The 22,439-nt window shown below is 35.7% G+C and carries 21 protein-coding genes; 12 read left to right on the top strand and 9 right to left on the bottom strand.

Going from position 1 to position 22,439, the window contains the following annotated elements; genetic code table 11:
• Window positions 1–36: 36 nt before the first annotated feature.
• A complete protein-coding gene (locus RCH13_RS12770) occupies window positions 37–1,959 on the bottom strand; it encodes an LTA synthase family protein (protein WP_326987634.1) in 1,923 nt (640 codons plus the stop codon).
• A 112-nt stretch (window positions 1,960–2,071) separates the two neighbouring features.
• On the opposite strand from RCH13_RS12770, the gene RCH13_RS12765 reads away from it, so the two are divergent.
• From RCH13_RS12765 to RCH13_RS12740, 6 genes are all read left to right on the top strand, one after another.
• Window positions 2,072–2,785 (top strand): CDP-alcohol phosphatidyltransferase family protein, encoded by a 714-nt coding sequence (locus RCH13_RS12765; protein WP_326987633.1) that lies wholly within the window; start codon window positions 2,072–2,074, stop codon window positions 2,783–2,785.
• Window positions 2,786–2,839: 54 nt separating this feature from the next.
• Window positions 2,840–3,604, top strand: a complete 765-nt coding sequence (locus tag RCH13_RS12760; RefSeq protein ID WP_326987632.1) for a 3'-5' exonuclease — start codon at window positions 2,840–2,842, stop codon at window positions 3,602–3,604.
• Window positions 3,605–3,635: 31 nt separating this feature from the next.
• Window positions 3,636–4,058 (top strand): hypothetical protein, encoded by a 423-nt coding sequence (locus RCH13_RS12755; RefSeq protein ID WP_326987631.1) that lies wholly within the window; start codon window positions 3,636–3,638, stop codon window positions 4,056–4,058.
• Window positions 4,059–4,078: 20 nt separating this feature from the next.
• On the top strand, window positions 4,079–4,894 hold the full coding sequence (locus RCH13_RS12750) for a hypothetical protein (protein WP_326987630.1): 816 nt from the start codon (window positions 4,079–4,081) through the stop codon (window positions 4,892–4,894).
• Between the two features lies 1 nt (window position 4,895).
• Window positions 4,896–5,504, top strand: a complete 609-nt coding sequence (locus RCH13_RS12745) for a fumarylacetoacetate hydrolase family protein (RefSeq protein ID WP_326987629.1) — start codon at window positions 4,896–4,898, stop codon at window positions 5,502–5,504.
• Between the two features lie 98 nt (window positions 5,505–5,602).
• Window positions 5,603–6,037, top strand: coding sequence for a universal stress protein (locus tag RCH13_RS12740; RefSeq protein ID WP_326987628.1), 435 nt, complete (start codon window positions 5,603–5,605; stop codon window positions 6,035–6,037).
• A gap of 77 nt (window positions 6,038–6,114) precedes the next feature.
• Here the strand turns inward: RCH13_RS12740 and RCH13_RS12735 are convergent, their stop codons facing one another.
• Window positions 6,115–6,348 carry a hypothetical protein gene (locus tag RCH13_RS12735; RefSeq protein WP_326987627.1) on the bottom strand — a complete coding sequence of 78 codons (234 nt, stop codon included), beginning with the start codon at window positions 6,346–6,348 and terminating at the stop codon, window positions 6,115–6,117.
• A 42-nt stretch (window positions 6,349–6,390) separates the two neighbouring features.
• Here RCH13_RS12735 and RCH13_RS12730 point away from each other — a divergent pair, with 42 nt between their 5' ends.
• From RCH13_RS12730 to RCH13_RS12720, 3 genes are read left to right on the top strand one after another with little or no spacing between them, the layout of a single operon-like run.
• Window positions 6,391–7,299, top strand: coding sequence for a DUF6427 family protein (locus RCH13_RS12730; protein ID WP_326987626.1), 909 nt, complete (start codon window positions 6,391–6,393; stop codon window positions 7,297–7,299).
• Between the two features lie 4 nt (window positions 7,300–7,303).
• Window positions 7,304–7,888, top strand: coding sequence for a DUF3109 family protein (locus RCH13_RS12725; RefSeq protein WP_326987625.1), 585 nt, complete (start codon window positions 7,304–7,306; stop codon window positions 7,886–7,888).
• Window positions 7,889–7,914: 26 nt separating this feature from the next.
• Window positions 7,915–8,559: an MgtC/SapB family protein gene (locus RCH13_RS12720; protein WP_326987624.1), complete on the top strand. Its 645-nt coding sequence runs from the start codon at window positions 7,915–7,917 to the stop codon at window positions 8,557–8,559.
• 2 nt (window positions 8,560–8,561) lie between these two features.
• Here the strand turns inward: RCH13_RS12720 and RCH13_RS12715 are convergent, their stop codons facing one another.
• The 5 genes from RCH13_RS12715 to RCH13_RS12695 form a co-directional block, all read right to left on the bottom strand.
• A complete protein-coding gene (locus RCH13_RS12715; protein WP_326987623.1) occupies window positions 8,562–9,947 on the bottom strand; it encodes a fibronectin type III domain-containing protein in 1,386 nt (461 codons plus the stop codon).
• Between the two features lie 110 nt (window positions 9,948–10,057).
• Window positions 10,058–11,392, bottom strand: a complete 1,335-nt coding sequence (locus tag RCH13_RS12710) for a trigger factor (RefSeq protein ID WP_326987622.1) — start codon at window positions 11,390–11,392, stop codon at window positions 10,058–10,060.
• A gap of 130 nt (window positions 11,393–11,522) precedes the next feature.
• The gene (locus RCH13_RS12705) at window positions 11,523–12,089 is read right to left on the bottom strand and encodes a hypothetical protein (protein WP_326987621.1); all 567 of its coding nucleotides are present in this window, start codon (window positions 12,087–12,089) and stop codon (window positions 11,523–11,525) included.
• 45 nt (window positions 12,090–12,134) lie between these two features.
• Window positions 12,135–14,519 carry a TonB-dependent receptor gene (locus RCH13_RS12700; RefSeq protein WP_326987620.1) on the bottom strand — a complete coding sequence of 795 codons (2,385 nt, stop codon included), beginning with the start codon at window positions 14,517–14,519 and terminating at the stop codon, window positions 12,135–12,137.
• A gap of 83 nt (window positions 14,520–14,602) precedes the next feature.
• Window positions 14,603–14,959: a hypothetical protein gene (locus RCH13_RS12695; protein WP_326987619.1), complete on the bottom strand. Its 357-nt coding sequence runs from the start codon at window positions 14,957–14,959 to the stop codon at window positions 14,603–14,605.
• Window positions 14,960–15,051: 92 nt separating this feature from the next.
• Here RCH13_RS12695 and pfkA point away from each other — a divergent pair, with 92 nt between their 5' ends.
• The 3 genes from pfkA (at window position 15,052) to RCH13_RS12680 (ending at window position 18,540) form a co-directional block, all read left to right on the top strand.
• Window positions 15,052–16,038 carry a 6-phosphofructokinase gene (gene pfkA, locus RCH13_RS12690; RefSeq protein ID WP_326987618.1) on the top strand — a complete coding sequence of 329 codons (987 nt, stop codon included), beginning with the start codon at window positions 15,052–15,054 and terminating at the stop codon, window positions 16,036–16,038.
• 32 nt (window positions 16,039–16,070) lie between these two features.
• A complete protein-coding gene (gene gap, locus RCH13_RS12685) occupies window positions 16,071–17,075 on the top strand; it encodes a type I glyceraldehyde-3-phosphate dehydrogenase (protein ID WP_326987617.1) in 1,005 nt (334 codons plus the stop codon).
• Between the two features lie 193 nt (window positions 17,076–17,268).
• Window positions 17,269–18,540, top strand: a complete 1,272-nt coding sequence (locus RCH13_RS12680; protein ID WP_326987616.1) for an oxygenase MpaB family protein — start codon at window positions 17,269–17,271, stop codon at window positions 18,538–18,540.
• 131 nt (window positions 18,541–18,671) lie between these two features.
• Here RCH13_RS12680 and RCH13_RS12675 read toward each other — a convergent pair whose 3' ends face one another.
• A complete protein-coding gene (locus RCH13_RS12675) occupies window positions 18,672–21,539 on the bottom strand; it encodes an alpha-amylase family glycosyl hydrolase (RefSeq protein ID WP_326987615.1) in 2,868 nt (955 codons plus the stop codon).
• A gap of 118 nt (window positions 21,540–21,657) precedes the next feature.
• Complete coding sequence (locus RCH13_RS12670; RefSeq protein WP_326987614.1) at window positions 21,658–22,401, bottom strand: DUF4230 domain-containing protein; 744 nt, start codon at window positions 22,399–22,401, stop codon at window positions 21,658–21,660.
• Between the last annotated feature and the right edge of the window lie 38 nt (window positions 22,402–22,439).

The raw sequence follows: 22,439 nt of genomic DNA, 5'->3' as shown, positions 1-22,439 counted from the left end.
GCCATTTTAAACAATCGTTTGGTTTTTCCTAATTTCCTAATTCAATTTTCGGTTGATGATTTTGTTCATGTAATCTTGGTACCACGCTTTGCTCTTCATTTTTCCCAATTCTATTTCGGGATTAGAAACTTTTCCCCTCAAATTATTTTCAAGGCCTAAATCTTTTAAATCATAAATTCCGAGGAAATCTTTGCCATCAAATAAATAAATATAATTCCCAATCATGAATTGTTCCGCCCCACTGGAATTTACAATGAGGTAATCCTCCTCCCTTTCACTTACTAAACTTCGTCCCCAACTTCTGATCTTTTTATTATAACCCATTAGATCTACTAACGTGGGATAAATATCCATTTGTTGTGCAGGTTCGGTAATTTCACCCTTCAATTTATATTTTGGATTGGGAGAATAAAACAAAATAGGAATTGCAAAGCGGTTCATGGCCTTTTCATATTCAGGATAACCTACTTGATTGGTATGATCTGCCACAAAAACGAAGATGGTGTTTTGATACCATGCCTCTTTCTTCGCAGTTTCAAAGAATTTTTTTAACGCATAATCCGTATAACCGACAGGTTCATGAATTTCTAGAGGCCCTTTTTTAAATTGACCCGCATACTTTTCTGGGACTTTAAATGGATGATGAGAAGAAACAGAAAACATAGTTGCCAGGAAAGGCCTTTTCTTTTGACTCAAAGTTTTAGCAAAATATTGAAAGAAAGGCTCGTCCCAAATTCCCCAAATTCCATCGAAATCATCATTATTATTATACTCCGATTTTCCGTAATAATGATCAAATCCCAAAATATTTCCAAATCCTAAGAATCCCATTGATCCATTAGGTGCGCCATGAAAAAAGGAGGTATCATAATCCATTTCATTAGAAACTGAAACAATGGATTGAACTTTTTGATTGGAAAAGGGAGAACTTGTGAAAGCATCTTTCAAGCTTGGAATTCCAGCTAAAACGGAACTCATTCCGTGGATAGATTGTCTTCCATTGGCGTAAGCTTGTGTGGCAATTAAACTTTCTGCGGCTAAACTGTCTATAAATGGAGTGTAAGACACAAAGTTTTTAATATCCGTATTTTTGTTGAAAGCGCCGGAATATTCTTTTCCAAAACTCTCCAGAATAAAGATGACAATATTGGGTTTTGGTTCTACAGAATCTCGGGGATAAATTTTATAAGGTTTGATGTTTTCGGCAATAAACTGCTCGTTCACAAACTGAACTTCTTTAAAATTATTGGTATTTAAAGTTCGGAAAAAAGAGAAAACACTGTTTAAAACCACATTTCCCTGCAGTGGATTTTTTACATATCTGTTTGCGTCTACTAAATTAATTGGACGCGTAGAATGTTTAAAATCTCCACGAATACCACCAACTACAAGCAACGCAGTAAGGCATAATGTGACGACCGTAGACACAAAATAGATGATTTTATTAGTAGGCCTCACCTCTTCTACTTTCACTTTTTTATAAAGGAAAATCCAGAAAATCATCAAAACAATAAACCAAAAAATTACAAAAGGATTTTCTAAAACCGAGACGATAAATACTTTACCTAAATTATTTTCATTTTGTGCCACATTTAAAGCGGCAGTTGTTAATCTTGCTTGCGAAAATTTGTAATACACGAAATCCCCAAAATTCATTCCGTACGCGATTCCATTGGTTATAAAATAAAAGTAGAATAGAAATTTCTGATATACTTTGTTCGTGTTGATGAGCAAAGGCAATAAACTCAAAAGAATAAAAACGGAATTAACGTAAAGAATAGCCGTAGTATCAAAGGCAGTTCCATGAAAAGCAACATTTAAATAATCACTTATAGAATCTATTTTGATGAGATTTCTATTAAAAATCCAAAATAGAAAACGTGCAATCTGATAAAATACGAAGGCTAAAAAAATTCGGTAGAAAAGAGCGATAATCTCTTGTAATCTGATATTTTTCATAAACGAAAGTGAAACTTTGCACAAATTTACATTAAACCAGTTATAAACGGGAAAAGGTATTTTGAGGAAAAAGCCCTACTTTCATTTTAATAAAAACCTTACTTTTGCTTCTATGAATTTTATTAAAAATAACCTCGCAAACGCTTTTACTCTTGCGAATTTATTCTTCGGAAGCATTGGAGTTATCAACCTGATCACGGGAAATTATAAAATTACCGCGCTTTGTATAATTCTTTCTTTAGTCTTAGATTTTTTTGATGGATTTATTGCAAGAGCCTTGAAGTCCAATTCTAATTTAGGCGCTCAACTGGATTCTCTTGCAGATATGGTGACTTTTGGTTTATTGCCAGGAATTACCATGTACAAGGCTTTGGAGCCATTTGGAACTCAACTTTTAGGAATAGATTTACCTTTTGAAGTTAAATATTTCGGGCTATTAATTGCGCTATTTTCTTGTTTAAGATTGGCCATTTTTAATCTAGATGAGGAACAAATGTACTATTTTAAAGGTTTAAACACCCCTTCTAACACCATTCTTATTTTTGGGTTGTACTTTGCCTTTCGGGAAACCGGTTCTTTTGCATTTCTATTTGAAAACGCGGCGCTACTTGTTTTAGTGACCATCATTTCCTCATGGCTTTTAATTTCGCCCATCAAAATGATTGCCTTAAAATTTAAATCCATGAAGTTGGCAGATAATTATCCAAAAATCGCCTTATTAATTGGCGCTCTCCTCATCTTAGCCATCTTCAAAACAGTCGGCATCCCTTTAGCAATTATTTACTACATGTTCATATCTCTATTTTTTCAAAAGCAACTTTCTTAGATCTTCGTGGTTAAATTATCAAACTAACTTATTATCAATTTTTCAGATTACAATATGAATTTAAAACTCCATAAACCGCTTTGTACTTTCGATTTAGAAACTACCGGAATCAATATTTCCAAAGACAGAATCGTAGAAATCTGTATTCTTAAAGTTAATCCAGATGCTTCACGGGAAAGCAAAACGTGGTTGGTAAATCCAGAAATGCTCATTCCAAAAGAATCTTCCGCCATCCATGGAATTACGGATGAAAAAGTGAAAGATGCACCTACTTTTCGGGAAATTGCCCCGAAAATACAAGAAATGATTTCTGGATGTGATTTGGCGGGTTTCAATTCTAACCGATTCGATGTTCCCCTATTAGCGGAGGAATTTTTGCGTGTAGGATTAGATTTCGATTTGAATAAATTTAAACTCGTAGATGCACAAACCATTTTCCACAAAATGGAACAGCGGAATCTTTCCGCAGCTTATAAATTTTACTGCGGCAAAACCTTGGAAAATGCTCATTCGGCAGAAGCTGATGTTTTGGCAACATTTGAAGTTTTAGATGCCCAAGTTGGGCGTTATGAAGACCTACCCAAAGATGTTGCTGGCTTGAGTGATTTTTCTTTCCACAGTAAATTTGCAGATTTAGCGGGAATGATTCATTTTGATGAAAATAACAAGGAGATATTTGCTTTCGGAAAATACAAAGGTCAAAAGGTGAAAGAAGTTTTTCAGAAAGATTTGGGCTATTACGCGTGGATTCAAAATGCAGATTTTCCTTTGTACACGAAGAAAGTTCTTACCGGAATCCAGCTTCGAAGTAAATTCTAAAATATATTCAAACTCGTAATAAAATGTAAGTATGGCATCTCTGATAAAATTTAAATACTACGGAAATAGTCTGGAAGCCAACCGAGATAAACAGATTTTGGCCGATAACGGCGTGCAAAGTTATATTGCGAATGAACAAACGATTCAATCAGACTGGCTTTTATCACAAGCTTTAGGCGGCATTCAACTTCAAGTTTTTGAAGATGAGAAAGAAAAAGCAGAACAGATCTTGAAAAACTTTTTAGAAAACGAACATACTCAACTGGAAGTAGAGCACACCATTTCTGAACCCGAGTTTAATTTCACTTGTCCGAAATGTGGTTCCAATCATCTATACAGAGATGAAAACCCAGGTGGATTGTTTGGAGTAACCCTTTTATTTCTGGGATTTCCCATCAAAGCGAAAAGTCATCTTTATCATTGTTATTACTGTAGTAATGAATTTCGAAAATAGTTTTTATTAAAAGTCATTAGATGAAAATACTTCCAATTTTGCTATTATGCGTTTCTAATCTAGTATTCAGCCAATTTCGATATTTGGCATCTAATGACTGGATAAGACTTAATCTGCAAGACAAAGTTAAATCTGTGAAGAGCACTGAGCAATTCTTTTCTAAAAGTGACAGTGCAAGACAATATAAAAGAATTGAATTTAACGCTTTCAATAACAAGGGAAAAATAATTACAGATAAACGATACCGATCTAATTTTGGAGAAGACGAAATTTTAATTCACAGAAAGGAGATCAGTTATAACGAAAAGGGGGTTCCTATTTTAATGGAAGAATTTTTTTCGACTAACTCATTTACGCTTTACGAATATCCAAGTGATTCCGTAATGCTTATTACTGAAAAAAATATTGACAAAATAACCAGCACTTCAAAATATATTCAGAAAGGGAATATGGAGTATCCTGATCAAGGTTATTATCTGAAAGAAGGGACCGAAATCATAAATGGAGTTTATGAGTATGATAAAAAAAACAGAATTGTTAATTCGTCTGAAAAAATAATTGCATCTGATGGAAATATTGATAAAGTTCAAATTCAATCAACTTACGATAATAAATGTTTCGCTTTTTCAAAACAAAATTTTGGAAATTTAGTAACAGAAAATAGATTCAATAAGAAATGTGATCCCGTTAAAACGACCCAGAATTTAGGAGGCGATCCAAAGTACGAGTATGATTTTACCTATATTTATGATGAAAAAGGAAACTGGAAGCAAAGGACAACATTTCTCAATCAAAAAAAATATTCTCTCGCAACCAGAACTTTAATTTATTACTAAAATGAAAATTATTTGCATCGGCCGTAATTACGCAGAACACGCCAAAGAGCTCGGCAACGAAATCCCGGAGAATCCAGTTATTTTCATGAAACCTGATACGGCGGTTTTAAAAAAAGGAAGTGACTTTTATATTCCGGAATTTTCAAATGATATCCATTACGAATTAGAAGTTGTTTTAAAAATTTCTAAAGGCGGGAAATATATTTCTGAAGGAAATGCGCCAAAATATTACGAGGAAATAGGTTTGGGAATTGATTTCACGGCGAGAGATTTACAGAGCAAACTGAAAGAAAAAGGTTTGCCGTGGGAATTAGCAAAAGGTTTTGATGGAAGCGCGGTAGTTTCAGAATTCTTTAATAAAAATGAATTCGATTTAAAAAACTTGAATTTTACTTTGGAAAAGAACAAAGAAGAAGTTCAAATTGGAAATACCTCCATGATGCTGTTTTCTCCCGAAAAAATTATCGAATTTGTGTCACAATATTTCACTTTACGCGTTGGTGATTTAATTTTCACAGGCACTCCAAAAGGTGTTGGCAAAGTTGCGGAGAATGATGTTCTGGAAGGTTTTTTAGAAAAGAATAAACTTTTCTCAGTAAGAATTCAATAAATAATTAGGGGATTAAACTTCGGTAGTTCTAATTATTTAAAGTGCGATTTTTTTTAGGTTGAAAAAATTCGTAACTTTAAGAAACAAAATTTATAGCTATGGTCCAAATAATTTTACCTGTAGATTTCGGCGAGTCTACTGAAAAACTAGTCAATGATGCCGTAAAATTCGCACAACAGATTCAGGGTAAAATCTGCCTGATTCATGTAGCGCCTTCTGATATTGGATTTGCAATTGGAGACATGGGTTTTCAATATTTCCCAGAGGTTGAAGAGAATGAAATTAAAGAAGAACTGATGCAATTGAATAAGCTGGAGCAAAGAATTATTGCGCAAGGAGTAGATTGTGAACACCTATTAAAACAAGGAGTTGCGGGCGATATTATTCTGGATTATGCCGCAGAAAAGAAAGCAGACTATTTGGTGATGGGTTCCCACGGAAGAAGTGGAATTTATGATGTATTTGTGGGGAGTTTAACCAAAGAATTAACGCGTCGCTCTACTATTCCTGTTTTGGTTTTGCCGATGCACTAAGCTTAGAAATTATAATAAAATAAATCCCGCAATCATAAAGAATGCGGGATTTTATAATAAATATAAGTATCAATTATTTAGTCTTGTTTTTTGTAGATCTTGGGATCATAATAAGGAAAATGCCCTTCTGTAGGTGAAAAGTATTCTTTGTCTTTGTTCCCACCTAAAGTTGTGAACAACACATAACACCAATAGGTGAAAAGCGCTGCAGCTACGAAGAATAAAATCCAATTAATAAAGTTTCCTGCGAAGGAAAAAATTTGGAAAGACCATCTGAAGAGGTCACTTAAGAATAAGAAGAAAGACGTCATTTTTTTCCTTTTTTAAATTAACTTTGCACAAATTTATAAAAAATGTTTCGATTACTTTCTAAAGAAAGCAATATTTTTTCTATCCCGGTCTATATTGGCGTACTTCTTTTAATTGTAATTGCCTTTAACTTTTTAGATTTCAATACCTTAGATCTTATTTCTGCCCTAATAACTTTTGCGGGGGTAGCGCTGGGTTATTTCTGTTTTAATGCAATCGCCTTAAATTATCAGTCGCACCTGCCTTTATTTTTATACACTGCTTTTATTTTCGCACTATATCCTGGAGATTTGGATATTGGAATCGCCATTTCTCTATTCACCAATGCCATCATTTTGCTCTTGCTCACGAATGTTGACATGGCTATCAGAAAAAATTCTTATTTATTGGTAGGTTCGCTTTTGGCCTTAAATTTCGTATTTCTGCCGACAACTTGGCCCATGTCTATTTTTGTGGTGATGCATATTATTGGAACATCGGATAGGATAGGATTGCATTTTTTCCGGTTATTTTTTGGGATGCTTTTAATTGCTATCTCCTATTTCAGTATCGCTTATTACTTTCATTTAAATTCATGGGATCCCGTTTATTTTCCTTTTGCAAAATTAGAAATGTCCCCCAATTTAGAAAATTATATGTGGCTCACGCCGGTTGCTTTGCTCATCATCTATGCAGTGTTTGATCACTTTCGGCATTTCAATTTAAAAAGTCCGGTCAGTAAATTTAAATATTCCTTTTTATTGGTTTTTACGCTTGCGCAATTAATTTCCATTCTCTTATACATGGGGACTAATTATGAATATCTCCTTCTCATCGCTTTGCCTGCTTCGATTATGATCAGCCGAACGCTGCGCTTTTTGCCAAAATATTGGATTAAGGAACTGGGACTTTGGATACTTCTTTTTTGTCTGTTTATTTTTAAACTGACCAATTATTTTAACATTAATATATAATGAAATGATTCAAATCAATGATAAATTAATTTCCGAGGATATTTTTTCTGAGGAATTTGTGTGTAACCTTTCCAAATGTAAAGGTGCGTGCTGCGTTGCTGGAGATGTAGGTGCGCCTTTGGACAAAAATGAAACAGAGATATTGGACCGGATTTTTGAGAAAGTTAAGCCTTATCTTAGACCAGAAGGCGTGAAAGCTTTAGAAGAGCAAGGAACGTGGGCAATTGATCCGCTTGATGGAGATTTTGTTACGCCCATGGTTAATGGCGAAGAATGCGCCTATGTGATTTTTGATGAGAAAGGAATTACGAAATGTGGTATCGAAAAAGCCTACGAAGACGGAGCGGTAGATTGGCAAAAACCAATTTCTTGTCATCTTTATCCGATCCGGGCAACAGAATATTCCACTTTCACCGCAATGAATTACCACGAATGGGATGTTTGCAACGATGCTTGTATTCTTGGCAAAGAATTAAAGGTGCCCATCTATAAATTTCTAAGAACTCCATTGATCCGAAAATACGGCGAAGAATTTTACACCACCCTTTGCGATGCTGCAGACGAGTGGGAAAAGGAATACAATTCCTAGAAAATTTCTATCTTTAAATAAAAAAAATGTCAGAGCATTTTGAATTATTAGATATTTACAAAGCCATCATTGCACTGATTGCAGGAATGATTCTGGGATTTGAACGAGAAATGAAAGATAAATCCGCAGGGTTAAAAACCATTACCGTGATTTGTTTGGGTTCCGCATTATTTTCTATTATTTCTTACAAACTTGCCGGTCCCGGTGATCCAACCAGAATTGCCTCATACATTGTAAGTGGAATTGGATTTTTAGGAGCTGGTGTTATTTTTAAAAGTGGTTTTAATGTTTACGGTCTAACCACAGCGGGAATTATTTGGATTGCCGCTGCGATTGGAATGGCGATTGGTTTTGGCGAAGTGTATATTGCGTTTACATTTCTTATTTCGGCACTTCTTATCATTTACAGCGCGAATTATATAACAAAACATTATCTGCCGCAAAATCACAATAAAAATCTTAAATTAATTTTGCCCACAGAATTATTCCATAAAAAAGCAGGTATTATAGAAAACATTAGAAAGATCTCCAAAGGCCTCAATGAAACTGGCTTCGAAAAGAAAGAGGAAATGCTCCATATTACTCTTGATCTACAAATTAACACCAATTGTCTCGCTGAACTTGAAACCTATTTGGTCACCAATAAAGATATCAATTCATTCAGTTACTGATTCTACAGGAAGCAAAAAAATCTGTTCCAGAGCATTGGAATGAATTTTTGTTTTTTACGTGACGTTTTATTTAAAAACTCAGGGTTCTTATTTTTGAGTACAAATAAATTGGTAAATGCTACATTATTAAAATTTAAGAGTTCTATTCCGTTTTTATATACTTTCTGACTGCTGTCATACTCCGAAGATTTTCCTATTAATGCGTAGACATCATTATCAATGACTTTCAGACCCGTCATATATCTGCCAAAAGGCATTTCGGTTTTAATGCCATTTTTCCAGTAGGCAACTTTCCCGCTTGAGGTATTTCCACCCACGTAAATATCGTCACCTATTACATCAATACAATAAATTCCTTCGCAATCTATTAATTCATTGATCACATTATTTTTCCAATAAAAACCAACTCTTACATTGCCTATTTTAGAACCAGATGCACCGATATAAACATCTCCATTTTCAACATCCATACACCGCACGGTCGCAGCGCTAATGTTTGATGAATAAGAAAGTTGAGTCATTATTCCGTTTTTCCAGTAGACGGGTTTATAAAAATTATTCCATATGGAGCTCGCTATATAAACGTCATTATTTTCCACTTTTATTGTTGAAGGTGCAGGATCGGTATAACTCGTGTTGCCAGAATTGGGTAAAGTTGTTTTCACTCCATTTTTCCAGTAACATTTGTAATAGCGGTACGGTGCAGATTCTGAAACTGATCCAACCGCATAGATATCATTACCATTTACCGCAATATCTTCCGCGCTACTTTTTTGCACTGAATTACTCGGTTCTAAAAAATTAAGATTCCCATTTTTCCAGTAGGCGGCAACTCTTCTGTAGGTATCAATAGTTCCTTTTGAAACATATCCAGAATTATAAACATCATCGCCTGCTACAAAGATTGCATGGCCAAAAACGGCGAAATCGTTCGAAGTTTGTAACACATTCGAAATTCCATTCTTCCAATATTGTGAATATCCGGAAACATAAACATCAACTTCCCCAGAGAGTGTGGTGACATTAATTGATGATGAGGCATCTGAAATATTTCCGGCAGCATCTTTTGCTTTTACATGAATTTGGTGTAGCGTTGATGCGTTTAAGTCTTTAATCTTAAGAGTTGTTTCTTTACTTGTAATGGTGATGTTATTCACATTTACGATATATTCTAGAACTCCCACATTATCAGTGGAGCTGGACCAAGACAAAGTAAAAGAATTTTTTGTGATCGCACTCGCCGAAAGATTTTGTGGTACTGCTGGGTTTTGAGCATCAATTTGAATTGGCGGAGAAGTTATTCCATTTTCGCGTTCTCCTCTACAGGAAAGTACAATAATGAGAAATGCAAAAAGAGCAAAAAAGCGTTGCGAGTAAATTTTTATCATACAATTGGTAAGTTGAGTTAGGGCGGTAAATATATACGATTTATTTTGACTTAATCAACAAAAAATGCGTCCCAGTAAATTGGAACGCATTTATATTTAAAAGGAAAAAATTACTTTTTAATCACCTCCAAAAACTCATCATGAGAAATCGAAGTCTCTTTTTTAGTCGCTTTTTCCAAGATAACATCTTTCAATTTCGCCATTCCCACTTCCGAAGAAATCTGACGAACTTGTTCCTGATCTTTAAGCATTTCTACTGCATATTTTTGAACTTCTTCATCCGCTAAATGGTGAATTCCGTAAATCGCCAGTTGATTTCTTACCAATTGCTCAGCTTGCGCTAAAACATCTTCATAATCCAATTTAATCTCGTTATCATTCATCAATTTACCTTCTAAAATTTGGTATTTCAATTGATTTTTTTCCGCTTCTAAAATAACCTTCGCTTGTTCTTCTGTATTTACTTGATCATTGCTAAATACCAACCATTTTACCAAGAAAGTTTCTGGCAATTTTACCTCTTCTTTCTCATTAATTTGTTCCAAAACTTTGTTTACGAAATGAACATCTGCATTTTGCTGAAAATATTCATCTAATTCCGTTTTAACCTTAGCTTTAAGTTCGTCCTCAGACTTCACTGTACCTTCACCATACACTTTATCAAATAACTCTTGATCAAGTTCTGCTAAATTTAGACCGTAGAAATCTTTTACTTTTACTTCGATTTCTTTGTGGTGAAGTTGATCCGTTTCTTCTTTTCCGAAACCTAATTCCTTCGCTAAATCTTCATTTTTCTGTAATTCTTCTCTAGAAACTTTTACAGAGCCCTCTTTTTTCAAATCTTTTACTAATTTGAAAGCCTCTTTTTTCTCTGCATTTACAACCACATTTTTTGGTGGGTGATTGTGTGCTCCTTCTGCATCTTCTTCTACAACTTGAATAATCTCTAAAGCGACGTAAGAATCATCTGCCATTTCATCTTGTGGAACTTGTTCCGCAAAACGTTTCTGCATATTCTCAATACTTTGATTAATTTCTTTTTCAGAAGCTTCTACTTTATAATGTGGAGCTTCATATTTAGAAAGATCAATGGTGAATTCTGGTTCATAACCAACCTCAAATCCTACAGAAAGTTGTTCTGCATTATGATCCATTTCATCTACTGGTTGTGGAACCGGCTGTCCCACCAAACGCAGATTATTATCTTTTACGTAATTATTCAACGCCTCAGAAACCTGCTTGTTGATTTCTTCAAAAGCAATTCCAGCTTCATACTGTTTTTTCACCAGGCTCAATGGCACTTTTCCTTTTCTAAATCCTGGAACTTGTGCGTTTTTGGCATAGTTCATCAGTTGTTTATCAACATTTCCTTTGTAATCTGATTTATCTAAAGTAACGGTAAGTAACGCGCTTACTTCATCGTGGTTTGTCGCTGTAACGTTCATTGTTATTGATTGAAATTTTAGGTTGCAAAAGTAAGTATTTACATCGGAATTAAAAATTAATTATCTCATAAAGAATCATAAAAAAAACCTGCCTTTTGGTAAAAGCAGGTAATTTAAGCACCTTATATATTTAGTTACTTAACTGAAAAGTAGCTTCGGCATCAGTTTCGCCGCCTGTTACACTTCCCCAAGCCGTTCCGTTTTGACTTTCACTTGCTGTTGCAGGTTCGTGAATTAAGGTTACTTTTAAAAGCGGAGAAGGACTATTTACCACTTTTATTACTTCCCATTTGGTGATAAGCCCAACCTTTCCATTTGTTCCAGTAGATTCCGCGGTATCTAATCTAGTGAGATTAACCTGCGATCTTGGGAAATCAAAAATTAAAAAATGTTCGTCTTTGGCATCTTTTATTTCTTGAGTTACATCTTCACTTCCGTTTAAAAACGTAGTTCTAACTTCGTACGAAACCCCATTTACTAATTTGACAACAGGTGCGCTTCCTGCACCTACACTATAATTGTATGATGTAATTTCCTGAGTACTTAAATTCTTTACATTTAGCACAATATTGGTTAATTCTTCTTGTGGAATATCATCTTCTGCCGCATCATCTCTTTGGCAAGATAGGATCGTTAAACATAAAATCAATGCTGTTAATAAAGTAAAGATCGTTTTGTTGTGAAATAAATTTTTCATGTTGTTTAAATTTAAAATTGATTGATAAAAATTGAATTATTCAGATTAAAACTTATATCTGAAATTTAAAATGAAATTGCGACCGGTTTCTGTCGCGAAATACCTCATTCTATTGAGATAATCGCGATAAGCAACGTCGAAGGCATTATTAATGGTTAATCCTGCAGAAAAATTCTTTGCCACATCAATTCCTGCTTGCAAATTCCAGAGGGAATAGCCTTTTGGCGGCGTGCTGAAATCCACCGTTTTTACCACTTCTTCCCCATTTTCAAAAAAGGTAACTGCACTGTTGTGAATGGGAAATCTGGTCTGTTTTAAAAACGTTTGATTTTCTACATTAACGTAGAAATTTCGCGATTTTGAATTATTAAACTGAAACGCATTGGAAAAATTGGGCGGCATCATTAAAATTAGAGGTTCCTTATTGGATTCATCTTCTCCGTAAACATAGCTTCCTTTTGCTGTATAAGAAAAATGATTGGTTAGTTGAAAGTCAATATCGATGTCTGCACCAAATAGGGTGGCATCGATCTGCTTGTAACTCCACACAGGAAAAACGCCGCGAATGGTATTCTGAATTCCTGTAGGAATTTGGTTAATAAAATTTTTGTTGATTGAATAATATGGATTTACAGATATTTGTAACCCTTTCAGAATATTGACCTTCGTATCTGCGATCAAATTAAATTGATGACTTGTTTCGTTTTGAAGACCTAAATCTCCAATTTCGATAACTGAGGCAGAATGATGAAGCCCATCTGAAAAAAGCTCAGCAATATTGGGAGTTCTGGAAGCTTTTGCATAATTGAATTTTAGATTAAAGTTTCCAGACGGATGAAATTCTACTCCTGCATTGAAAGATAAGTTTTGAAAATCAAGCTGCGGCCGGGTTAGAATTCGATTTGCATTTGTTCTTCTATAGAACTCGGGATATTGTGCAGAATATAATTTTTCCCAATCACTTTTATCATACCATTTCGTGACATCGTAAAAACGATAATCGTACCGAAGACCTGCTTCTACATTCACTTTAGACAGTAATTTATATTTAAATACAGAATAAATTCCTGCAGAATATTGATCGTAATTCGGAATTAGCCGCCGTGCTTTCGTGGCTGGATCGGAGTAATTATTCTGGAAAGCCGCGTCAACACCACTTTCCAGCGAGAATTTTTCACGTTCCAATACATCATTAATATTAAACTGATGAGTCATTAATGCCAAATCGAGTGAAGGAATTTGTTTTAGTTCGCCTCTTCGAATGTCATACTCCTGTCGGTGATTATATTGAAAACTGTATGTTGCAGAAACTTTTCCGAAATTATCAAATCTTTTAAAAGCAGAAATTTTCGCGATATGATGTTCAATGGCTTGCTTCGGATTATCAATGTCATAAGAAAAAGAACCCGTGTAAAAAGGAATCTGAGAATTGATCGCATTATAAAAATCTTTTGAATTACCAACATGCGATCCGCGATAAATCCCGATATTTTGATTCGTTAAATAGTAATCGAAAGAGATTCCTTTGGCAAAAGTATTGTTTTGAACCGTAAAATTAAAAGACGAAAAGTCCATTCCCGTATTCACCAAATTATAATCTGGCGTCTTTTGATCCCCAAGTTTCTTTACACTTCCACCAGACTTTATTCCCCACCCGTCTTTCCACGTTTTTATTAGAGAGAGATCAAGTCCTATTCCCCGTCCATTAGAAATCCCAGAAAGATTCGCAGAACCGCGCAATGTATCTTTTGCTTTAAAAACTTCCGGCTCCAAAACCACAACTCCACCAGTTGCATCACCTCCATACTTTAAGGTCGAAGCTCCTTTTATAACATCAATATGGGCAAAATTATTAATGTCAACATTCGGAGCATGTTCCACACCCCATTCCTGTTCGGCCATTTTTACTCCATTGTTAATAATGGTAATTCTACTTCCGTAAAGCCCATGAATAATAGGTTTTGAAATATTATTTCCAGTTTTTAGGGTAGAAACTCCAGATATTTTAGTCAATAAATTACCTAAATTTTCGGTTGAATTTCGTTCAATTTCTACCTGATTTAAAGTTTTCACCACCATTGAACCAGAATTTTTATGAGTTCCGTGAAGCGTTATCGTTTCAATATCTTGAACATGATGTTCCAAACGGATATCAATTTCCAAATTTTTAGTAACCATTAAATCCTCTTTAAAAGGGGCACAATCTGGATGAGAAACGGACAAAACATAACTTCCTTTTGGAATATTGTTTATTACAAAACTTCCCTTTTCAGTAGTCATTACGGTGAAGTTTCCTATTTCAATTTTAGCGTTCTGCAGAGAAGTTTTGTCATGAGAATCAGTAACCGTTCCCGACAATTTGTAGGTATTTTGTGCGTTAGTCCACGTAATTCCCAAAAGGAAACACAGAACATTTACTATAAATTTCATTAAATTTTAGTTTTAGTAATAATTATTGATGAAAATGGACCTTGATTAAAATCAATTCCGTTCATCCTCAAAAAAAACAGTTGTTAACTAAAACTTACGGGCGGACCTCGACGGTTAAAATAGAAATAGGTTTGAGAATACCCTGCTACTTGAATTTCAAAAATGCCTTTTTGAATTAAGGCAAGGTTGTTTAGAGGAAAATCAGCATTCTCTAAAACTGTTGCGTTTCCATCATGCAAGAGATGACAGGAAAGGCAATCAGAGTAAGCTTCGGCATGAACACCTTGCGAGAATGTTTTATCTGATTTTTTAAAATTAAAATCTTTAAATAAGACGCCACTTTCGTGCTGGTGAAAGTTTTGGGAGAATAAAGCCACGAAAAGATAGGCAACTGCTAAAACAGTTGAAAGAAATTTTTGATTATTTCTTTTTCGTAACATCTTGCAATAATACTGATAATTTACCAAATGTATCCTGCCAAAACTTTAATTTCTAAACTTGTTTTCGTATTTTTGTGCTGAAATTTTTTTGTATGAAAGAAAGTGCGGTAAAAAAGATTGCGGTTTTCACCTCGGGTGGCGATTCACCTGGTATGAACGCAGCTTTGCGAGCGGTGGTGCGAACGGCCAGTTATTATAAAATCGAGTGTTTTGGCGTTCGGGAAGGCTATAACGGTTTAATCCACGGGGAATTCACAAAAATGGGCCCTCGTTCCGTGAAAAATATTATTACAGAAGGCGGAACGATCTTAAAATCTGCCAGATCAAAGGAATTTATGACCAAAGAAGGTCGCCAGAAAGCCTACGACAATTGCGTAAAACATGAAATAGACGGTATTGTTTGTATTGGTGGAGACGGAACATTCAAAGGCGCAAAAGTTTTCACAGAAGAATTTGGCGTGAAGATTATTGGAGTTCCCGCGACAGTGGACAATGATATCTTCGGTACAGATAACACCATTGGTTATGATACGGCACTGAACACTGCCATGGAAGCCATTGATAAGATTAGGGATACCGCAACTTCTCATAATAGAGTATTTTTTGTAGAAGTAATGGGTAGAGATGCGGGATTCATCGCTCTAAATAGTGGTTTAGCCACGGGCGCCATCGATATTTTAATTCCCGAAAGAAAAGACAGCATCGAGGATTTATTCGCCACTTTTGAACGTGCAGAAAAAGCTGGAAAAGCTTCAAGCATCGTCGTAGTAGCAGAAGGTGAAAAATTAGGCAGCATTTATGACATCGCGAAAGCCACCCAAAACGGATTTCCAGATTATGATATTCGCGTAACTGTATTAGGACACATCCAACGTGGTGGTTCTCCAAGTTGTGCAGACCGAGTATTGGCAAGCAGACTTGGTTATGGAGCAGTAATCGGTTTAATGGAAGGGAAAAATAACGTAATGGCCGGAATGCAGTCTAACAAACTCATTTATACTTCCATTGAAGAAGCCATTAAAAAACACAATGAACTGGATCAGGAATTATTGAAAATTTCAGAAATCCTGGCCATCTAACAAATAATAAATTTAATTTTAAAATAGAAATTATGTCAACAATCAAAGTAGGAATTAACGGATTCGGTAGAATTGGACGTCTTGTGTTCCGCGCTATGGCGGAAAGAGAAAACATTCAAGTAGTAGGTATCAATGACCTCATCAATGCTGAATACATGGCGTATATGCTAAAATATGATTCCGTACACGGACGTTTTAACGGAGAAGTTTCTGTAGAAGGAAATGACCTTATTGTTAACGGAAAAAAAATCCGAGTGACTGCAGAAAAGGATCCAAATAATTTAAAATGGAATGAAGTAGGTGCAGAATATATTGTAGAATCTACAGGTTTATTCCTTTCTAAAGATACTGCTCAAGCGCACATCAACGCGGGTGCGAAAAAGGTAATTCTTTCTGCGCCGTCAAAAGATGATACGCCGATGTTTGTAATGGGTGTAAATCACAAAGAATTAACAGACGATATCAAAATTTTCTCTAATGCATCTTGTACCACAAATTGTTTAGCGCCGATCGCGAAAGTAATGCATGACAATTTCGGAATTATAGAAGGTTTGATGACGACTGTGCACGCAACTACTGCAACTCAAAAAACAGTAGATGGACCATCAATGAAAGATTGGAGAGGTGGACGTTCAGCTTTGAATAACATTATTCCATCTTCTACAGGTGCTGCAAAAGCAGTAGGAAAAGTAATTCCATCTTTAAACGGAAAATTAACGGGAATGTCTTTCAGAGTGCCTACTGCAGATGTTTCTGTAGTTGATTTAACAGTAAGATTAGAAAAAGCAACATCTTACGAAGAAATTTGTCAAGCGATGAAAGCAGCTTCAGAAGGTGAACTTAAAGGAATTTTAGGATACACAGAAGACGCCGTAGTTTCTCAAGATTTCGTGGGAGAAAAAAGAACTTCTGTATTCGATAAAGATGCGGGAATAATGTTGTCTCCAAACTTCGTGAAAATCGTTTCCTGGTATGATAATGAAATGGGATATTCAAATAAATTAGCTGACTTATTGGTACATTCTGCTTCTTTGTAGAATACAAATAGTAGCATTTATCACTACAAACCTCTCGAAATTTGGGAGGTTTTTTTGGTAAAATAATTTGGGCAAGTCCCTCACCTACCGAGTCCATTTCTCGGGTCGGGCTCTTCATTTCAATTCCTCGGATCGGCGCTCCCTTCGCTCGCGCCCCTCCTGCGGGATTTCCCTTGCGATCCCTCTTGCAATATTGCGCTATTACAGGAAATACGGCTTAGAAATTGATGAAGAAATCCCAGTTAATAACCCTTTGCCAATAAACATGCAACCAAAATTCAACAACGCACCGCACTTTAAAAATTATTGGGAATCTGGCAGCGGAAAAGAACTGCTGACGTGGGCAAAAGTAAAACCCAAAGAAGTAAACTTTTACAAATACCACCACCTCTATCATCAAGTGGATGAATTGGGGGATCAAGTGGTAAAAGACACCTATCTAAAACTTCCATACAGCGAAGCTAGTTCACTTATCAATCAATTTTCCACGACCAAACTAACCCCTGAAAGCAATGCTCCCGAATCTTTGCGAAACCTATTCTTACAAATGCAGGAAGTTCCCGACTGGTTTGATGCAGAAATTGCGAATCGTGGCGCGCGTTTTTCCATGCGAACGGGGAATAATGCTTTAATTGTTTTGCGGGATTTCACTTTAATGGGCGGTTATGATTTTGCCTATCTGAATAAACCTTTGATTTTTACGGGCGCTTTGAAAAAAGGAGCCGTTAAACGATTAAAAGACACACTAGAATTTTGGATAAACGTCACGCGGGAAAACGCATTAGATCATAATTCTACAGCATATCAACTCGCTGTTCGCACCAGATTAATGCATTCTTATGCACGTTTAAAAATTAAAGAAAAAGCCAAAGATTGGGATTATCAAAAATGGGGCGAACCCATCAATTCTTGGGATATGATTGCGACCAATCTTGGATTTTCACTTATTTTTTTACAAGGAATAAAACGATTGGGAATTAAAATTTCTGAGCAGGAAGAAGAAGGTGTTTTTCACCTTTGGAAATACATTGGTTATCTCTTAGGAATTCCAGCGGAATATCTTGCCAATAATCGGCAAGAAGCCGTAGAACAATTCTATTGGTGGACCACCATTCAGGATGAAGGTGATGCGGACTCCGTGCAATTAGCAGCTTCATTATTAGAAGAAAATTTAGAAAACACCATTTACAAATATAATTTTCAGCGAAAAATGTTGCATAATCTCCATCAAAGTACCAATTGGTTTTTGCTGGATCAAGAAATTATAAAACGTTTACAGATTGCAAAGCCTTCAAAAGCCTTTTCTTATTTTCCAAAGGCCATTGTAAAAGCAAATCATGTCTTTCAAAAAATCTATTTAACGAGTCCAGACCGCTATGAAAAGCTGGTGAATATCGGGAGCATGCAGCAAATGAAAGTTTTAAAAGATTACATCAAACACAGCCCGAAAGATTTTCATTACTAAATCATATTTACCAAAAAAAACCTCCACAGAAATTATTATTAGAGTCGGCACAGAAGTCAACCTTAGTTTTATCACAAAAAAAAAAGCGGTTCCCCTAATTGGAGAACCGCTTTTTATGGTTTGTTAAGGATTTATTTCACTATCATTTTCGCAGCAGCTACTCCACTGTCCGATTTTAATTGGATAAAATAAACACCAGATTTCAATCCATTGATGTTTACTGCTTCATCACCGTTTGCTTTAGAAGCTCGCACTTCTTTTACTAATTTTCCGGTCATATCATAGATTGCGATTTGACCATTTTTAGCATTCGCATATCGAAGGTTTGCAGTTCCATTCGCTACAGGATTTTCGGTTAATACCAAAGAAACGGTGTTTTTATTTCCACTAATTTCATCAGTAGCTAAAGCAGAAGCATTTCCGAAGATTCTAAATCCACCGGGTTCAATGGTAATTGGAGCCGTAGTGCTTCCAACAGGGAATGATGTGTTGTCCATTAAATTAACCCAGTTTCCTGTGTAAGGAAAACTTGGAACAATGTTCTGAGAAGTCAAGGTGAAATTCGCAAGAATAACCACATTTTTCAAGGCACTTGAAGTGGTGTTATTGTACACAAAAATTCTCGGCATTAGATTTCCAGATTCTACCACAAAGGTTTTGGTATTGAAAACATCATTGGATAAACGTAGTTCTAATATCTTTGCCCATGTTTCTTTAACTGAATTTCTGGCAGCATTGGTATCATAACTTAACCCGAATGCAGATTGTTTGGGATCCAATTTACAATCTCCCGCAAGTGAATCATCTGGTGTATTTACCACTCCATTTTCACACGTGAAAATACTTTTATCAAATCCTAATTCTGCGAACTGCCAAATCATTTTCGGACCTGGAACCGTTAAAAATACGGCACCATAGGCTTTTTGTCTTTCTAAGGCAGTATTTAAATCTTTTACATTATAACCCGTCGTAGATGCTCCAGAAACTAAATTCTTGTACATAATTCTTTCCTCATCATGACTCTCTCCATAACTTGCAGCACGTCTTTCCGAGAAACCATGTGCCGAGAAATTAACGCGGTTAAAATTACTTCCTGTTGCGTAACCCATGGTGTTTTGATTATATGGACCAGTTTGTTTGTCCCACATCATTACACCTTTTCCTTCACTTACTTTGTAGTTTGCCCATTGTGCTTCTTCGGAATCAGTTCCTAAATGCTCAAAAATAACATAAGAAGTAGGATCATAACTCCATTGATTATCGGCGTAACCTCTTAAAGTTGTTACTCGATCTTGCTGATATGCATTGGTACAGCCATCATCTCCTGCTGTACAATTTTGCGTGAACCCTTTGGTTAAATCCCAACGGAATCCATCTACTTTATATTCCTTAATCCATTGTTCTAAGACACGGTTTACATAATATTTAGTTTCGGCTTTAGAATGATTGAAATCATTGAAAACACTATAAGAGTGACGTGCAATTTGGTTAAAGAAAGGATTATTTGCCGCTGGATCACCGAAACCATCTCCATCTGGATCTACCATCCACATTCTTTCTAATGGATTTCTCCCTGTCGCGTGGTTTAAAGCGATATCTAAAATGACCGCGATTCCATTCTGGTGACAAACATCTACAAATTCTTTAAATTTCTCTGGCGTTCCGTACGCTTTGTCTAAAGCATAGTGGAAAGCGGTGTTGTAACCCCAAGAATTGTTACCATCAAATTCCATAACGGGCATTAACTCGATGGCGTTAATATTCAATGATTTTAAATAAGAAATCTTATCGATAACAGATTGCCAAGTTTTTTCTGCCGTGAAATCTCTCACCAACAATTCATAGATAATTAAATTTTCCTTCGCAGGTTTCGTGAAATTAGTAACAACCCACGGATAAGCTGCTTTTGCAGTCTGAATCACTGAAACTTCAAAGTTCTGACCTGCCGGATAGACTGGAAGATTTGGATAAACCAAGGCGTTCTGATTAATATATTGATCATCATAAGGGGAAAGAACCAATGGAGAATAAGGATCTGCAACCTTAATTCCGTCTGCCGTTCTATATTGGAACGTATAAACTTGCCCCGGTGTTAAACCCGTGATTTCTAACCAATATAAATTAGGATTCGTGGTGTCTTTTTTCATTAAATAATTTGCACTCACAGTCCAGTTATTAAAACTTCCGATCACATGAACAAAAGGTTTCAAAGGTGCAAATAAAGCAAGTCCCACTTTGGTAGGATCTGCTGGATCATAAGAAATTCCTTGTTTCATATAAGCTGGAATTGCAGCTTGCTCAACAGGAATTGCTACAGAAACGGTAAAACTTTTCGTTACGGTGCTGGTTCCTGCAGGATCTGTAGCCAAAACTTCTATGTTTGCGTCTTGTGTTACGGTATAAGCATAGTTTAAAGCAGTAGAAGCAGTTGTACTGTTATAGACAACTACGCCATTTTGTTTCACTTGGTAATTAGCTGCTAAAGAAGACGTTCCTGTAATATTGATTACGGTTCCAGAATTAACCACATTAATACTTCCTGCAAGAGGATTAGTCAGATTGAACTGAAACTTACCTACATTCAATAAAATATCTTGTGACTGTGCGGATCCATTTACAGTTTTCACCAACATTCCGATTTTCGTCAAAGGATTGGTTCTACCGTAATACGTTTTCACTGTATTCATGGTGTACGTATATGTTCCAATACCTGCCGAACTGGAAACATAGGTCAATTTATTCACAGGACTAGATGCCGTCCAAGCACCATTAGATGGACTATCTTGTTGAATATTTGCACTGTCTATGGACCAAGCCCATAAATAAAGACTGTGAGAAGTTGCAACGCCGAACGCTGCCTCATTTACATTAAAAGTAATGGTAATTGCTTCTGTTTCATCAAAGGTTGGCGGACTCACAGAATAGGTTATAGTCTGTTGTGCTACAGCGAAGTACGGCATTAGCACAGCCAATAAAAAGGTATAAAAATATTTCATCATATATAAAATTTAGGTGGTAAAAATAACAAAAGATATTAAAGAATCACCATACACCTCAAAAATTTTTCAAGGCTTAGGTCGTGATATTTCACATCTTTAAACAAAATGTGAGGGGTGATTATGGTCTTGAAAAAGCAGATGGCGCATCCATCGGACTGTAATTGATCAGATTTTTACTGTCGCTAATTTTAGAAGGATTATCTAACTCGAAATTTTTACCATTTAAAAGTTCGGTTAAAAGCATTTGCATCTGTTCTGCTGCAACTTCGGGAAGATGAGATTTTTTAGCCGCTTCTATCACCTGTTGCTTTCCGTTTTTCTGGATTTTGGCCAAATCATCTTTGCTGAAAAGATTAAAGAATTGCTCCTCAATATTATAATACTTGTAATCTGTTTCCGTAGAAAGAATTTCTGGTGCTGGAAAACTGAGGAGTTTTACTTTTCGGTTTAGCTCATCAACTTCCCATTTAAATTTTTCGAAATCGTAACCAATTAAAACTTTGGCTTGAATAATGACTAAGGCTTTTTTAGTAGAAGGAATAAATTTAAGGAGCTTCGTAGTTTCTTCGTAGTTGTAAATTTCATTGAAATGACCTTCCGCGGCGACTACTTTAAAAACTTTGCGCATACTTTCTGCAATCGTATGAGAACTTTCTGTAATTACTGCAGGTTCCGAAGCCAATTTCTTTGAGGCTAAAAACGCAATAACTCCACCTAAGATCAATCCCAGAAGCAACATTAAAATCGTCATCATCGAGTTGATGGATTCGCTCTGCGTCATTTGATAAAGAAAAAATCCTAAGAAAACGACCATTAAAATCCCGACAGACCAAAGAATGATTTTTATTTTATTCAAGTTCATGAGTTGATATTTCCGTAAAGATAACAATTTTGAAAAAT

The organism is Chryseobacterium sp. MP_3.2, assembly GCF_035984805.1.
Classification (GTDB): Bacteria; Bacteroidota; Bacteroidia; order Flavobacteriales; family Weeksellaceae; genus Kaistella.
Note: the sequence above shows the minus strand (reverse complement) of the source record. Positions and strands in the feature narration are given on the sequence as shown.